Origin of the sequence: Intestinimonas sp. (assembly GCF_026169115.1) — a bacterium.
Taxonomy (GTDB): Bacteria; Bacillota; Clostridia; order Oscillospirales; family Oscillospiraceae; genus Intestinimonas.
The window spans coordinates 1-13,291 of the sequence record NZ_JAPFEA010000011.1; the positions used below are offsets into that span (position 1 = coordinate 1).

At 64.8% G+C, this 13,291-nt stretch carries 13 protein-coding genes; 4 read left to right on the forward strand and 9 right to left on the reverse strand.

Annotated elements, in window-relative coordinates; genetic code table 11:
• Nucleotides 1–57: 57 nt before the first annotated feature.
• The 7 genes from Q0Y09_RS00955 to leuC form a co-directional block, all read right to left on the reverse strand.
• Nucleotides 58–1,038, reverse strand: a complete 981-nt coding sequence (locus Q0Y09_RS00955; RefSeq protein WP_297716501.1) for an ATP-dependent 6-phosphofructokinase — start codon at nucleotides 1,036–1,038, stop codon at nucleotides 58–60.
• 21 nt (nucleotides 1,039–1,059) lie between these two features.
• Nucleotides 1,060–2,499, reverse strand: coding sequence for an adenylosuccinate lyase (gene purB, locus Q0Y09_RS00960; protein ID WP_297716502.1), 1,440 nt, complete (start codon nucleotides 2,497–2,499; stop codon nucleotides 1,060–1,062).
• Between the two features lie 45 nt (nucleotides 2,500–2,544).
• Nucleotides 2,545–3,735 (reverse strand): pyridoxal phosphate-dependent aminotransferase, encoded by a 1,191-nt coding sequence (locus Q0Y09_RS00965; protein WP_297716503.1) that lies wholly within the window; start codon nucleotides 3,733–3,735, stop codon nucleotides 2,545–2,547.
• A gap of 136 nt (nucleotides 3,736–3,871) precedes the next feature.
• Nucleotides 3,872–4,651, reverse strand: coding sequence for a type III pantothenate kinase (locus Q0Y09_RS00970; RefSeq protein WP_297716504.1), 780 nt, complete (start codon nucleotides 4,649–4,651; stop codon nucleotides 3,872–3,874).
• 146 nt (nucleotides 4,652–4,797) lie between these two features.
• On the reverse strand, nucleotides 4,798–5,874 hold the full coding sequence (gene leuB / locus Q0Y09_RS00975) for a 3-isopropylmalate dehydrogenase (protein WP_297716505.1): 1,077 nt from the start codon (nucleotides 5,872–5,874) through the stop codon (nucleotides 4,798–4,800).
• Nucleotides 5,871–6,356 carry a 3-isopropylmalate dehydratase small subunit gene (locus Q0Y09_RS00980; protein ID WP_297716506.1) on the reverse strand — a complete coding sequence of 162 codons (486 nt, stop codon included), beginning with the start codon at nucleotides 6,354–6,356 and terminating at the stop codon, nucleotides 5,871–5,873. The genes leuB and Q0Y09_RS00980 overlap by 4 nt, the downstream gene beginning before the upstream one ends.
• 15 nt (nucleotides 6,357–6,371) lie before the next feature.
• Nucleotides 6,372–7,631: a 3-isopropylmalate dehydratase large subunit gene (gene leuC / locus Q0Y09_RS00985; RefSeq protein ID WP_297716507.1), complete on the reverse strand. Its 1,260-nt coding sequence runs from the start codon at nucleotides 7,629–7,631 to the stop codon at nucleotides 6,372–6,374.
• A gap of 109 nt (nucleotides 7,632–7,740) precedes the next feature.
• On the opposite strand from leuC, the gene Q0Y09_RS00990 reads away from it, so the two are divergent.
• The 4 genes from Q0Y09_RS00990 to Q0Y09_RS01005 all read left to right on the forward strand — a co-directional run bounded on the left by Q0Y09_RS00990 (nucleotide 7,741) and on the right by Q0Y09_RS01005 (nucleotide 11,470).
• A complete protein-coding gene (locus Q0Y09_RS00990) occupies nucleotides 7,741–8,370 on the forward strand; it encodes a Crp/Fnr family transcriptional regulator (RefSeq protein WP_297716508.1) in 630 nt (209 codons plus the stop codon).
• Between the two features lie 102 nt (nucleotides 8,371–8,472).
• Nucleotides 8,473–8,619: a six-cysteine ranthipeptide SCIFF gene (scfA, locus tag Q0Y09_RS00995; protein ID WP_204738568.1), complete on the forward strand. Its 147-nt coding sequence runs from the start codon at nucleotides 8,473–8,475 to the stop codon at nucleotides 8,617–8,619.
• Nucleotides 8,620–8,747: 128 nt separating this feature from the next.
• The gene (scfB, locus tag Q0Y09_RS01000; protein WP_297716509.1) at nucleotides 8,748–10,130 is read left to right on the forward strand and encodes a thioether cross-link-forming SCIFF peptide maturase; all 1,383 of its coding nucleotides are present in this window, start codon (nucleotides 8,748–8,750) and stop codon (nucleotides 10,128–10,130) included.
• Nucleotides 10,127–11,470: an amino acid decarboxylase gene (locus Q0Y09_RS01005; protein ID WP_297716510.1), complete on the forward strand. Its 1,344-nt coding sequence runs from the start codon at nucleotides 10,127–10,129 to the stop codon at nucleotides 11,468–11,470. Before scfB ends, Q0Y09_RS01005 begins: the two co-directional genes overlap by 4 nt.
• 36 nt (nucleotides 11,471–11,506) lie before the next feature.
• On the opposite strand, the gene spoIVA is transcribed toward Q0Y09_RS01005, so the two are convergent.
• Nucleotides 11,507–12,985 (reverse strand): stage IV sporulation protein A, encoded by a 1,479-nt coding sequence (spoIVA, locus tag Q0Y09_RS01010; RefSeq protein ID WP_297716511.1) that lies wholly within the window; start codon nucleotides 12,983–12,985, stop codon nucleotides 11,507–11,509.
• Nucleotides 12,986–13,000: 15 nt separating this feature from the next.
• Nucleotides 13,001–13,291, reverse strand: a 291-nt coding sequence (locus tag Q0Y09_RS01015; RefSeq protein WP_297716512.1) for a LysM peptidoglycan-binding domain-containing protein, incomplete at its 5' end; no start/stop codon positions are given.

Sequence of the window (13,291 nt, forward strand, 5' to 3'; positions counted from 1 at the left end):
GATGGGACCCGTGGGTCCCATCCGCCGCCTGGTTGGTATTTGATTCCGCCAAACGCCTTATTCCACCCCGGTGAGGGTCCGCATCACGGTGTAGGTCTGCTCATCCAGGCCCTTTTTCATCTTCAGCGCCTCAATGATGTCATAGTCCACATAGGTGTCCCCCTGGACACAGACCACCCGGTTGGTCTTCCCCTCGGACAGCAGGCGGACGGCCTCATAGCCCATGTAGGTAGCGGCCACCCGGTCCCGGGCGGTGGGTGCGCCGCCCCGCTGCACATGGCCCAGAACGGTGACCCTGGTGTCCAGCGCGGTGGCCTCCTTGATCTTCTTCGCCACATCATAGGCGCTGCCCACACCCTCGGCCACGATGACCATGAAATGGGTGCGTCCGCCCAGTCTGGCGGTGCGGATGGGCTCGATCACATCGTGCTCGAAGTCGGTCTCCCGCTCCGGCACCAGGACGCAGGTGGCGCCGCAGGCCACCCCCACGTACATGGCCAGGTGGCCCGCGTGACGGCCCATGACCTCCACCACCGAGCACCGCTCATGGGACTGCATGGTGTCCCGCAGCTTGTCGATGGAGTCGAGGGCCGTGTTGCAGGCGGTATCAAAGCCGATGGTGTAGGTGGAGCAGGCGATGTCGTTGTCAATGGTACAGGGAACGCCCACCACGGCCACGCCCCGGCGGGAGAGCTCCAGCAGACCCCGGAAGGTACCGTCGCCGCCGATGCCCACCACGCCCTCCAGACCCAGCAGCTTGCAGGTGGCCACGGCCTTCTCCTGGCCGGCCTCGCCCCGGAAATCCTCGCTGCGGGCAGAGTAGAGCATGGTGCCGCCCCGGCGGCTCAGGCCGCTGACGCTCTCAAAGTTCAGCGGCACAAAATCGCCGTGGACCAGGCCGTTGTAGCCCCGTCGGATGCCTACGCACTCAATGCCCATATGAAGCGAGGTGCGGACCACCGAGCGGATGACCGCATTCATACCGGGCGCGTCGCCGCCGCTGGTGAAAACGCCGATCCGGCGTACTGCATTTGACATGATGTTCTTCCCCTTTCCTGATCAGACCTTTAATTCTACGTCGCTGCCCCGGAGCGCCTCCGGGTATCTGGCGAGCACGGGGGCAACCCTCTCCGCCAAAAACTCAGTTACCTGCTCCGGACACCGGCCAATGTACCGCTCCGGCTCCAGGTGAGCGGTGAGCTCGTCCCGGCTCATGCCGAAAAGCGGGTCCTCCGCGATGAGATCAATGAGGTTATTTGCAAGGCCAAAATCCTTTACATTCCTTCCGGCTTCTTGGGATAGGACCCGGATGCGCTCGTGGAGCTGCTGGCGGTCTCCCCCCCGCTTCACCGCATCCATCATGATGTTTTCACTGGCCATGAAGGGCAGCTCCTCCATGATATGCCGCCGGATCACCTGTGCATGGACCACCAGCCCGGCGCAGACATTTTCATAAATGCTCAAAATGGCGTCCACCGCCAGAAATGCCTCCGGAACAGCGAGCCGCTTGTTGGCCGAGTCGTCCAGGGTCCGTTCAAACCACTGTGTCGCGGCTGTGACAGCCGGATTCTGGGCGTCGGTCATCACATAGCGGGCCAGCGCGCAGATCCGCTCACAGCGCATGGGATTGCGCTTGTAGGGCATGGCGGAGGACCCGATCTGATCCTTCTCGAAGGGCTCCTCCACCTCCTTGAGGTGGCACAGCAGCCGCAGGTCGGTGGCAAACTTGCTGGCCGACTGGGCGATCCCGGAAAGGGTGGCCAGCACATTGGCGTCCATCTTCCTGGAATAGGTCTGTCCGCTTACGGGTACAACATCTGTAAAGCCCATTTCCTTTGCAATTTTTCCCTCCAGCAGCTTGACCTTGGCATGGTCCCCGTCAAAGAGCTCCAGGAAACTGGCCTGTGTGCCCGTGGTGCCCTTGGAGCCCAGCAGAGCCAGGGTGGAGAGTCGGTGCTCCACCTCCTCCAGGTCCATGAGCAGCTCGTTCATCCACAGGGTCGCCCGCTTCCCTACCGTGACGAGCTGGGCGGGCTGAAAGTGTGTGAATCCAAGTGTGGGCAAGGCTTTATACTTGTCAGAAAATCCGGCCAGCGTATGGAGGACCCGCACCAGCTTGTCCCGGATCAGGAGCAGACCTTCCCGCATGAGGATGATGTCGGTGTTGTCCCCTACATAGCAGCTGGTCGCCCCCAGATGGATGATCGGCATGGCCTTGGGACACTGGGCCCCATAGGCGTGGACATGGGCCATCACATCGTGGCGGAGCCGCCTTTCTTCGGCGGCGGCCACCTCATAGTTGATATCGTTAACGTGTTCCTCCAGCTCGGCCACCTGCTCCGCCGTCACCGGCAGGCCCAGTTCCATCTCCGCCCGGGCCAGGGCCACCCACAGGCGGCGCCATGTGGTGAATTTCTTGTCGGCGGAAAAGAGATAGAGCATCTCATCACTGGCATAGCGGGAAGAAAGCGGACTTTCATAGCGATCTGTCCGGCCCATGGGCCATCCCTCCGATCATCGTTTCCTTTGCGGGGCCCCTGTGGTTCACTCTGCCAGGAACTTCTCCAGCCGGTCCAGCCCCTCGTCGATGTTCTCCATGGAGGTGGCATAGGACCAGCGGACGAAATCCTGGGCGCCGAAGCCGGTACAGGGCACCGTGGCCACCAGGCCGTGCTTGAGGAAAGCGTCGGCAAAGTCATCGGCGTTGTGGATGACAGCGCCGTGGATGGTCTTGCCCAGCAGCTCACGCAGGTTCATCATGACATAGAAGGCCCCCTCTGGCTTGAGACAGCTGACGCCTGGAATGGCGTTCATCCGCTCCACCAGGTGGTCCCGCCGCTGCTCAAAGGCTTTGCGCATCTCCTCAATGGTGTCCTGGGGTCCGGCCAGGGCCTCAGCTGCCGCCTTCTGGGCGATGGAGCAGGGCGCGCCGGTGGAGTGGCTGAGGTAGTTGGACATGACCTTGGCAATGGGCTCCGGCGCGGCTGCGTAACCCACCCGCCAGCCGGTCATGGCATAGGATTTGGAGACGCCGTTGATGAGGATGGTCCGCTCTTTTACGTCTTCCCCCAGCGCGGCGACACTGGTGAAGGGCCGGCCATCGTAGACCAGACGGTAGTAGATCTCATCGGCGACGATATAGAGGTCATCGGCCACACAGACATCGGCCAGAGCCCGCAGCTCCTCCCTGCCGTACACCATGCCGGTGGGATTGGAGGGGTTGTTGAGGAGGACCGCCTTGGTCCTGGGCGTGACGGCGGCGGCCAGCTGCCCAGGGGTGATCTTGAAACCGGCGGATTCCTCCGCCTTGACGATGACAGGCACCGCGCCCATCATACGGACCATCTCAAAGTAGGTCACCCAGAAGGGGGCCGGGATGATGACCTCGTCTCCGGGGTCCAGCAGCGCATGGAGGGCGGCGTAGAGGGCGTGCTTGGCGCCGCTGGCCATGACGATCTGGGCCGGCGCATAGTCCAGGCCGCAGTCCTCCCGCAGCCGGACACAGGCCGCCTTGCGCAGCTCCGGGATGCCGGCGGTGGGCGTGTAGCAGGTAAAGTTGTCCCGGATGGCGGCATGGCCCGCCTCCTTGATGTTGTCCGGCGTATGAAAATCGGGTTCACCGGCCCCGAAGCCGATCACGTCAACGCCATCGGACTTCATCTGCTTGAACATGGCGTCGATGGCCAGCGTGGTGGAGGCCCGGACGATGGACGCAAGCTGTGACAGTTCTTTCATAACTGATCCTCCCGATCTGATGCGGTTTGACTGGAAACATTATAAAATGACGGCTCTTGAATTGCAAGCATTCCGGGAAAAAAGGCCGGCGCGCAAGCGGCGCCCGCCGTCCGGCTTCCGGACAGGGGCGCCGTGCTCAGGAGCGCCGCCGCCCCTCCGTGTTCTTCCGGTAAATCAAGTAGAGCCCCTGGAGCAGAAGGTCGGCGTTGTAGAGAATGGTGTGCTTGCAGAAGCGCAGAACCTCCGGCGCGCTGTCTCCGGTGGCCACCACGGTGGCGGCGGGCTGTCCGTGCTCCTCGATCCGGTCTATCATGCCGTCGATCATGCTGGCGTTGCCGTAGATCACACCGGAACGCATGGCGTCCACGGTATTGTGCCCGAAGATGGAGGCCGGCGGCTCCACCGAGATGTGGGGCAGGGCTGCCGCCCGCTCGGAGAGCGCGTCCAGGGCCACCAGCACGCCGGGGAAGATCATGCAGCCCTCATAGGTCCTGTCGTGGAGATAGGACATGGTAACCGCCGTACCCATATCGATGATGATGATGGGGGTGGGGTACTGGTCCATGGCGGCCACAGAGCAGGCCACAATGTCGGAGCCCAGCTGATTATGGAGGTCCGACTTGATGTTGAGCCCCGTCCGGATCCCCGGCCCCATCAGCATGGGGGCCTTCCCCGTGAGCAGCTCCACAGCCCCCGACATGTGGGCCGTCACCGACGGCACCACGCTGGAGATCACCGCGCCGGAGACATTTCGCAGGTCGGCGTGGTACAGGGCAAAGAGGTTCATCAGGCTGATGGCACACTGGTCCCGGGTGGGGTTGCGGCTGGTGGTCAGGCCGGAACGGAAGCAGAGCCTCCCATCCGGGCCGAAGAGCCCCACATTGGTGGTAGAGTTGTCGATATCGATTGCGAGCACCACAGACGCCACTTCCCTTCTCCGTTATCACCCAAGATTCTAGCAGAAATACCGGGGGGATGCAAGGGATTTCGCCCGTTGGCCTCCCTTCTGAACGCCGCGGCGGCGGAACGCATCACACGCTCCGCCGCCTGGAATATCTGTTTTTAGATATGTGCCCGGATGAGACGGCCCATCTCTTTGGTGCCGATGGGGGTGACGCCGGGCTCTGCGATGTCGGGGGTCCGCCAGCCCTCGGCCAGGACGGCGTCCACCGCCGCTTCGATGGCGTCGGCCTCCGCCGCCCTCTGGAAGGAGTAGCGGAACATCATGGCCACAGACAGGATGGTGGCGATGGGGTTGGCCTTGTCCTGACCGGCGATGTCGGGAGCGGAGCCGTGGATGGGCTCATAGAGTCCGGGGGCTGTATCGCCGATGGAGGCGGAGGGCAGAAGGCCGATGGAACCGGTGACCATGCTGGCCTCGTCGGAGAGGATGTCGCCGAACATGTTCTCGGTGACCACCACGTCGAACTGGCCGGGGTCCCGGACCAGCTGCATGGCGCAGTTGTCCACCAGCACGTCCTCATACTGCACGTCGGGGTACTCCTCCGCCAGGCGGTGCATGACGCTCCGCCACAGGCGGGAGGTCTCCAGCACGTTGGCCTTGTCCACGCTGGAGACCTTCTTCCGGCGGAGCCGGGCCAGCTCAAAGGCCCGGCGGCCGATCCGCTCGATCTCCTGTTCGGAATAGGCCATGAGGTCGGTACACTCCAGGCCCCGGTCCTCGGTCTGATACCTGTCCCGCTTGCCGAAGTAGATGCCGCCGGTGAGCTCCCGGACCATCATGAGGTCGATGCCCTTCTCCGCCGTCTCCTTTTTCAGCGGGCAGGCGTCGGCCATGGCGGGGCGCAGGGTGGCGGGGCGCAGGTTGGCATAGAGCCCCAGGTCCTTGCGGATGGCCAGCAGGGCGGTCTCGGGCCGCTGCTCCGGGGGCTTGTCGGAACCCCACTTGGGGCCGCCCACGGCGCCCAGCAGGACGGCGTCGCAGGCCCTGCACTTCTCGGCGGTGCCGTCGGGGTAGCTCTTCCCCACCGCGTCGGTGGCGCAGCCCCCCAGGAGCACGTCCACAAATTCAAACGTGTGTCCGAATTTTTCGCCCACGGCCTCCAGGACGCCCACGGCCTCGTTCACCACCTCGGGCCCGATGCCATCGCCCTTGATGAGGGCAATTTTATAGTTCATTTCGCCACACCTCGCGCTTTCAGAGAATGGAGGAGGCCGCCTGCCTCAATGATGCCGTCCACAAAGGCCGGGAAAGGGGCGGCCTGGAAGGTCTTGCCGCTGGTCTCGTCGATGATGACGCCGGTCTGGAAGTCCACGGAGACGGCGTCGCCGGGGGCGATGGCCTCGGCGGCCTCGGGGCACTCCAGGATGGGGAAGCCGATGTTGATGGAATTGCGGTAAAAGATGCGGGCAAAGCTCTTGGCGATGACGCACTTCACGCCGCAGGACTTGAGGGCCAGGGGGGCGTGCTCCCGGGAGGAGCCGCAGCCGAAGTTGGCCCCGGCCACCACGATGTCGCCGTGCTCCACGGTGGAGGCAAAGGTCTCATCGATGTCCTCCATACAGTGGGAGGCCAGGGCCTTGGGGTCCGGGTTATTGAGGTGGCGGGCCGGAATGATGACGTCGGTATCCACGTTGTCGCCGTATTTATAGATCTTCATTGCCGTTTCTCCTCCTTACAGCTTGGCCGGGTCGGCGATGCAGCCGGCCACGGCGGAGGCCGCCGCCACGGCGGGGCTGGCCAAAATGATCTCGGAGTCGGTGGGGCCCATGCGGCCCACAAAGTTGCGGTTGGTGGTGGAGACCGCCCGCTCTCCGTTGGAGAGGACACCCATATGGCCGCCCAGACAGGGGCCGCAGGTGGGGGTGGAGACGGCGCAGCCGGCCTCAATGAAGATCTGAACGAGGCCCTGAGCCATGGCGTCCATCATGATCTGCTGGGTGGCGGGCAGGACGATGCAGCGCACGCCCTTGGCCACCTTCCGGCCCCGGAGGATATCGGCCGCCTCTTGAAGGTCCTTGAGCCGCCCGTTGGTGCAGGAGCCGATGACCACCTGCTGGATGGGCAGGCCGGCCACCTCGTCCACCGTCTTGGTGTTGGAGGGCAGGTGCGGGAGGGCCACCGTGGGCTGGAGGGCGGAGAGGTCGATGACCACCTCCTGATCGTAGACGGCGTCGGCGTCGGGCTCCACCGCCTCCCAGGGGCGGTCCACCCGGCCCCGGAGATAGTCCCGGGTCTGGTCGTCCACGGGGAAGATGCCGTTCTTGGCGCCGGCCTCAATGGCCATGTTGGCGATGGTGAAGCGGTCATCCATGGCCAGCTCGGCCACCCCTTCCCCGGCAAACTCCAGGGATTTGTAGAGGGCGCCGTCCACGCCGATGAGGCCGATGAGGTGGAGGACCACGTCCTTGCCGCTGACATAGGGGGGCAGCTTGCCGGTGAGGGTCACCCGGATAGCGGAGGGCACCTTGAACCAGGCAAGGCCGGTGGCCATGCCGGCGGCCATGTCGGTGGAGCCCACGCCGGTGGAGAAGGCCCCCAGCGCGCCGTAGGTGCAGGTGTGGGAATCGGCGCCGATGATGACCTCCCCAGGGGCGGCCAGGCCCTTTTCCGGGATGAGGGCGTGCTCCACGCCCATCTGGCCCACATCATAGAAGTGGGTGATGTCAAAGCGCTGAGCAAAGGCCCTGGCCTGGGCACACAGCTGCGCCGATTTGATGTCCTTGCAGGGGACGGAGTGGTCCAGGACAATGGCGATCTTGTCCTTGTCAAAGATCTGGGTAAGCCCCGCCTTGTCAAATTCAGTGATGGCCACCGGAGCCGTGATATCGTTTCCCAGCACCAGGTCCAGCCTGGCCTCGATGAGCTGTCCGGCCTCCACGGACGCAAGGCCCGCGTGCCTGGCCAGGATCTTCTGGGTCATGGTCATGCCCATGCTTGGTCCCTCCTGTTTGTTTGATCGGCTTTATTATGACAGAGGACTTGCCGAAAGAATGTAAAGTATGATACAATACCGGCAAAAGAAAGCGGGGTGGACAACAGAGATGGCCGAACGTCAGGAAACCGCGCCCTGGGCGCCTCTGGCCCAGGGGCAGTCCCCCAGGGTCTATGCCCCGGGGCAATTCATCTATCTCCAGGGGGCCCAGGCCGACGCCTTTTACTATCTGCTCTCGGGCAGCGCCCGGAGCTACATCAGCTCGGAGACGGGGGGCGAACGGGTGCTCACCGTCCACCGCTCGGGCGACCTGATGGGCGAGGCCGCCTTCTTTGACGGCTGTCCCCGGGTGTCCTCCGCGGTGGCGGTGACCGAGTGCCGGGCGGTCTCCATCGACCGGGAGCGGCTGGACCGGGTCCTCCGGGCCCACCCGGAGCTGGTCATGCCCCTGCTGGAGTATCTCGCCCGGACGGTACGCCTGCTCTCCGACCATGTGGACGGCATGTCCTTCCGTCCGGCGGACCAGCGGGTGGCCCGCTACCTCCTCTCCCTTCCCCCGGAGCCCGACGGCGCTCTGCGCTGCACCCACGAGGAGATCGGCGCCGCTGTGGGGGTGAGCCGGGTGACCGTGAGCCGGGTCCTGGGGGATTTTACCCGCCGGGGCTGGCTCAGGACCGGCTACCGCGCCCTCTTTCTCACCGACCTTTCCGCCCTCCGGACCTTCGCCTTTACCGATTGACGGGAGGTTTCTCTTGACAATCGGCCATTCTTGTTTTAATCTGTATAGAGGAAAAGCTGTGCCATGCACAGAAACAGAATGAAATGATTGGAGACTTGGACCATGGATAGAATCAAGACCATTGAGACCCGTGACCTCTGCAAGAGCGTGACCACCGGCGGCTGCGGCGAGTGCCAGACCTCTTGCCAGTCCGCCTGCAAGACCAGCTGCGGCGTGGCCAACCAGCCCTGCGAGAACAACGAGCAGTAAGCAGACGTCAGACCCTGGGTGCCGCCTCGCAGTGAGGCGGCACTTTTTTTGCCGCAGACGGCCCAAGGCTCCATGCCAATGAAGCAATCATCCTAATGAGACGATCATCCTGTGGAGGGATCAATTTTATGGTACATCAATACAAGCTGGACGGCTACAACATCGTCCTGGACACCTGCAGCGGCTCGGTCCATCTGGTGGACGAGGTGGCCTATGACATCATCGCCCTCTACCCTGACCACACCCCTGACGAGATCTGCCGGCGCATCCTGGACGACTACCCTGACCGCCCCGACGTCACCGAGGAGGAGGTCCGGGCCTGCATCGACGATGTGACGGCCCTGAAAGAGGACCACAAGCTCTTTACCCCGGACACCTATGCCCCCATGGCGGCTGACTACAAGAACCACTCCAACGTCATCAAGGCCCTGTGCCTCCACGTAGCCCACACCTGCAACCTGAGCTGCTCCTACTGCTTCGCCAGCCAGGGCAAGTACCAGGGCGAGCGGGCCCTCATGTCCTTTGAGGTGGGCAAGCAGGCACTGGACTTCCTGGTGGCCCACTCCGGTGCCCGCCGGAATCTGGAAGTGGACTTCTTCGGCGGCGAGCCCCTGATGAACTGGCAGGTGGTCAAGGACCTGGTGGCCTATGCCCGGAGCCTGGAGCCCATCCACAACAAGAACTTCCGCTTCACCCTCACCACCAACGGCGTGCTGCTGGACGACGAGGTCATCGACTTCTGCAACAAGGAGATGCACAACGTGGTCCTCTCCCTGGACGGGCGGAAGGAGGTCCATGACCGGTTCCGCAAGGACTACGCGGGCAACGGCAGCTACGACGCCATCGTGCCCAAATTCCAGCACTTTGTGGAGCGCCGGGGCGACAAGAGCTACTACATCCGGGGCACCTACACCCACCACAACACCGACTTTGTAAGCGACATCCTCCACATGGCCGACCTGGGCTTTACCGAGCTGAGCATGGAGCCGGTGGTCTGCCCCCCCGACGACCCCTGCGCCCTGACCCAGGAGGACCTGCCCATCCTCTTTGACCAGTACGAGCAGCTGGCCCGTGAGATGCTCCGCCGGCAGCGGGAGGGCCGCCCCTTCACCTTCTATCACTACATTCTGGATCTGAAGCACGGCCCCTGTATCTACAAGCGCATCTCCGGCTGCGGCAGCGGCACCGAATACATGGCCGTCACCCCCTGGGGCGAGCTCTTCCCCTGCCACCAGTTCGTGGGCGACCCCAAGTATTCCCTGGGCAATATCTGGGACGGGGTGACCAACACCGCCGTCCAGGACGAATTCCGCTCCTGCAACGCCTACGCCCGGCCCGAGTGCGCCGACTGCTGGGCCCGGCTCTACTGCTCCGGCGGCTGCGCCGCCAACAGCTACCACGCCTCCGGCAGCATCCGGGGCGTCTACTCCTATGGCTGTGAGCTCTTCAAGAAACGGATGGAGTGCGCCATCATGCTCCAGGTGGCCCAGAGCCAGGACGGTCAGGCGTGAATACCCCCATCTGTGATTTTGTGCGCGGCTATGCCGCCGCCGGCGCCGCCCGGCTCCACATGCCCGGCCACAAGGGCCGGGGCGCCCTGGGCTGCGAGGACCTGGACATCACCGAGGTGGACGGCGCCGACGACCTCTCCCACCCGGAGGGGATCATCCTGGAGAGCGAGAACAACGCCTCCGCCCTCTTCGGCACCCGCCACACCTTTTACAGCGCCGGGGGCTCCTCCCAGTGTGTGAAGGCCATGCTCCACCTGGCCCTCCTCCACCGCCCGCCCCATGCCGCCCGGACCGTGCTGGCCGGACAGAACGCCCACAAAGCCTTTCTCCACGGCTGCGCCCTCCTGGACCTGGAGCCCCGCTGGCTCCGCCCAGAGGGAGAGAGTCCCCTGTGCGCCTGTCCCCTCTCTCCTGCCGGTCTGGACCGGGCGCTGGACGAGCAGCCCGCGCCGCCTATGGCGGTATACGTCACCTCTCCCGACTATCTGGGCGGCATGCTGGACATCGCCGGTCTGGCGGAGGTCTGCCACCGCCATGGCGTCCCCCTTCTGGTGGACAACGCCCACGGGGCCTACCTCCGTTTTCTCTCCCCCTCCCGTCATCCCATGGACCTGGGGGCAGACCTGTGCTGCGATTCCGCCCACAAGACCCTGCCGGTGCTCACCGGCGGCGCTTATCTTCACGTTTCGGCCAGCGCGCTGGCCCCCTACGAGGGGGCGGCCCGGCAGTCCCTGGCCCTCTTCGGGTCCTCCAGCCCCTCCTATCTCATCCTCCAGTCCCTGGACGCCTGCAACCGCCGGCTGGCGGAGGACCTCCCTTCCCGGCTGGCGGAGGTGGTCCGGCAGCTGGACGCTCTAAAAGGGCGGCTGGCCGCCCGGGGCGTTCCGGTGCGCTCCGGCGAGCCCCTCAAGCTGGTGGTGGATGCCTGGGCGGCTGGCCGCTCCGGCTACGAGCTTGCAGAGCTGCTGCGCCGGAACCGTGTGGAACCGGAGTATGCCGACCCCGATGAGGTGGTGCTCATGTACGCCGCGGACGCCGTGGCGTCCGATTTTCAAAGCGTGGAGACTGCCTTCTCCGGCTTCCGGCCCGGTCCTTCCCGCGTCCCCGCCGCCCTCCCTGCCCCGGGCGAACGGGTCCTCTCCCCCCGGGCGGCCATGCTCTCCCCCTGGGAGGAAGTCCCGGTGGGGGCGTCCGCTGGCCGGATCTGTGCCGGCGCGGCGGTGTCCTGCCCCCCTGCCATTCCCATTGCCGTCAGCGGCGAGCGCATCACGCCGGAGGCCGCCGCCCTTATGGCGGAGCTGGGCTTTGACACCGTCTCTGTGGTGCGGGAACCCATATAACAAAAATGCCGCGGACCGGCTGGTCCGCGGCATTTTTTATAAGATGATGCAGATGAGACCGCCGGAGCCCTCATTGATGATGCGCTGGAGGGTCTCCTGGAGCTTGCTCCTGGCGTCCTCCGGCATCCGCTTGAGCTTGGTGTTCAGGTCCTCGCTGACCAGCTCGTGGAAGGAGCGGCCAAAAATGTTGGACTGCCAGATGGCCTTGGTGTCGCCCTCGAACTCCTGGAGGAGATAGTGGACCATCTCTTCGGACTGCTTTTCATTGCCCACGATGGGCGAGACCTCGGTCTCGATGTCGGCCCGGATCATGTGGATGGAGGGGGCGGACGCCTTGAGCCGGACCCCGTATCGTCCCCCCTGCCGGACGATCTCCGGCTCCTCCAGCTTCAGCTCGTCCGTGGTGGGCACCACGATGCCGTAGCCGGTCTCCCGCACCTCCCGGAGGGCGTCGGCCACCTTGTCATAGGCCCGCTTCACCTCGGAGAGCTGGGTGAGCAGCCCCATGAGGTCCCCGTCGTCCTGGATGGCAAACCCGGACTGGGCGGACAGGGTCTCGTAGAACAGGCTGCGGGGCAGCTCCAGGTCGGCGGCGGCCAGGCCGGTGCCCAGCTCCACCGAGGTGACCTGGGCCCGGCTGACCCCCTCGCTGCCGCCAATGGCGGAGATCACACCGTCCACATCCCGGATGCGCCGGAGCCCGCCCGCCTGCTCCCGAATGGCGGCGTAGAGTCCGCTTTTGATGGGGTGGTCCCCCGGCAGGGCGTCCACCCAGGCCGGAAGATTCAGGTCCAGCTCCCGCAGCGGGAACTCAAACAGGACCGCCCGGATGAGGTCCGTCACGTCGGACTGCTCCAGCTCCAGGCAGTTCACCGCCACACAGGTCACGTCATACCGCCCGGCAATGTCGTTTCGGATGGCCCTGGCCCGCTCTGAGTTGGGAAAGGCCGAGTTGAGCAGGACCAGAAAGGGTTTCCCCAGCTCCTTGAGCTCGGTGATGACCCGCTCCTCCGCCTCCAGATAGTCCTCCCGCTGGATGTCGGTAACGCTGCCGTCCGTGGTCACCACCACGGCGATGGTGGCATGCTCGGAGATCACCTTTCGGGTGCCGATCTCCGCCGCCTCCGTCATGGGAATGGGGTGATCGAACCAGGGGGTGGTCACCATCCGGGGCTGGTCGTCCTCGGTCTGTCCCACCGCGCCGGGCACCAGATAGCCAACGCAGTCCACCAGCCGGACCGACATGCGGGTCCCCCCCTCCATGGTGAGCTCCGCCGCCTCTTCGGGGACGAACTTGGGTTCCGCCGTCATCACAGTCCGGCCGGAGCCGCTCTGGGGCAGCTCATCCCGTGCCCGCTCCTTCCGGTAGACATTTTCGATGTTGGGCAGCACCAGTGTCTCCATAAATCGCTTGATGAAGGTGGATTTGCCCGTCCGCACCGGACCCACCACGCCGATGTAGATGTCGCCCTCGGTGCGCCGGGCGATGTCCTCATAGATATTCCGTTCTTCCAATGGAGACCCCTCCTTTTACCGCTTCTTGGGGATGAGCAGGACCCGCCCCGCCGTAAGAGCATCCTCGCCCAGGCTGTTGGCCTGAACGATGTCCTCCATGGTGGTCCCATAGGCTTTGGCGATGTCCCAGAGCCGTTCCCCCTCCTCCACCGCCCGGAGCACGATGGAGGGCCGGGCAGCCGGGTCCCGGGGCGCATCCTCCTCCAGCCGGACCTGGGCCACGCCGGCAGTCTGCCGGGGCAGCAGGGACAGATATCGGAACTCCAGCGGACAGCGCAGCTCCACGCCGCCGCCGGCGGGCGAGGC

What these genes read in the sequence shown, in the direction of transcription:
- Q0Y09_RS00955 (WP_297716501.1), bottom strand. Translation starts at nt 1,038, where the DNA reads ATGTCAAATGCAGTACGCCGGATCGGCGTTTTCACCAGCGGCGGCGAC.
- scfA (WP_204738568.1), top strand. Translation starts at nt 8,473, where the DNA reads ATGGATAGAATCAAGACCATTGAGACCCGTGACCTCTGCAAGAGCGTG.
- Q0Y09_RS00980 (WP_297716506.1), bottom strand. Translation starts at nt 6,356, where the DNA reads ATGAAGATCTATAAATACGGCGACAACGTGGATACCGACGTCATCATT.
- purB (WP_297716502.1), bottom strand. Translation starts at nt 2,499, where the DNA reads ATGGGCCGGACAGATCGCTATGAAAGTCCGCTTTCTTCCCGCTATGCC.
- Q0Y09_RS00990 (WP_297716508.1), top strand. Translation starts at nt 7,741, where the DNA reads ATGGCCGAACGTCAGGAAACCGCGCCCTGGGCGCCTCTGGCCCAGGGG.
- Q0Y09_RS00965 (WP_297716503.1), bottom strand. Translation starts at nt 3,735, where the DNA reads ATGAAAGAACTGTCACAGCTTGCGTCCATCGTCCGGGCCTCCACCACG.
- leuC (WP_297716507.1), bottom strand. Translation starts at nt 7,631, where the DNA reads ATGGGCATGACCATGACCCAGAAGATCCTGGCCAGGCACGCGGGCCTT.
- leuB (WP_297716505.1), bottom strand. Translation starts at nt 5,874, where the DNA reads ATGAACTATAAAATTGCCCTCATCAAGGGCGATGGCATCGGGCCCGAG.
- scfB (WP_297716509.1), top strand. Translation starts at nt 8,748, where the DNA reads ATGGTACATCAATACAAGCTGGACGGCTACAACATCGTCCTGGACACC.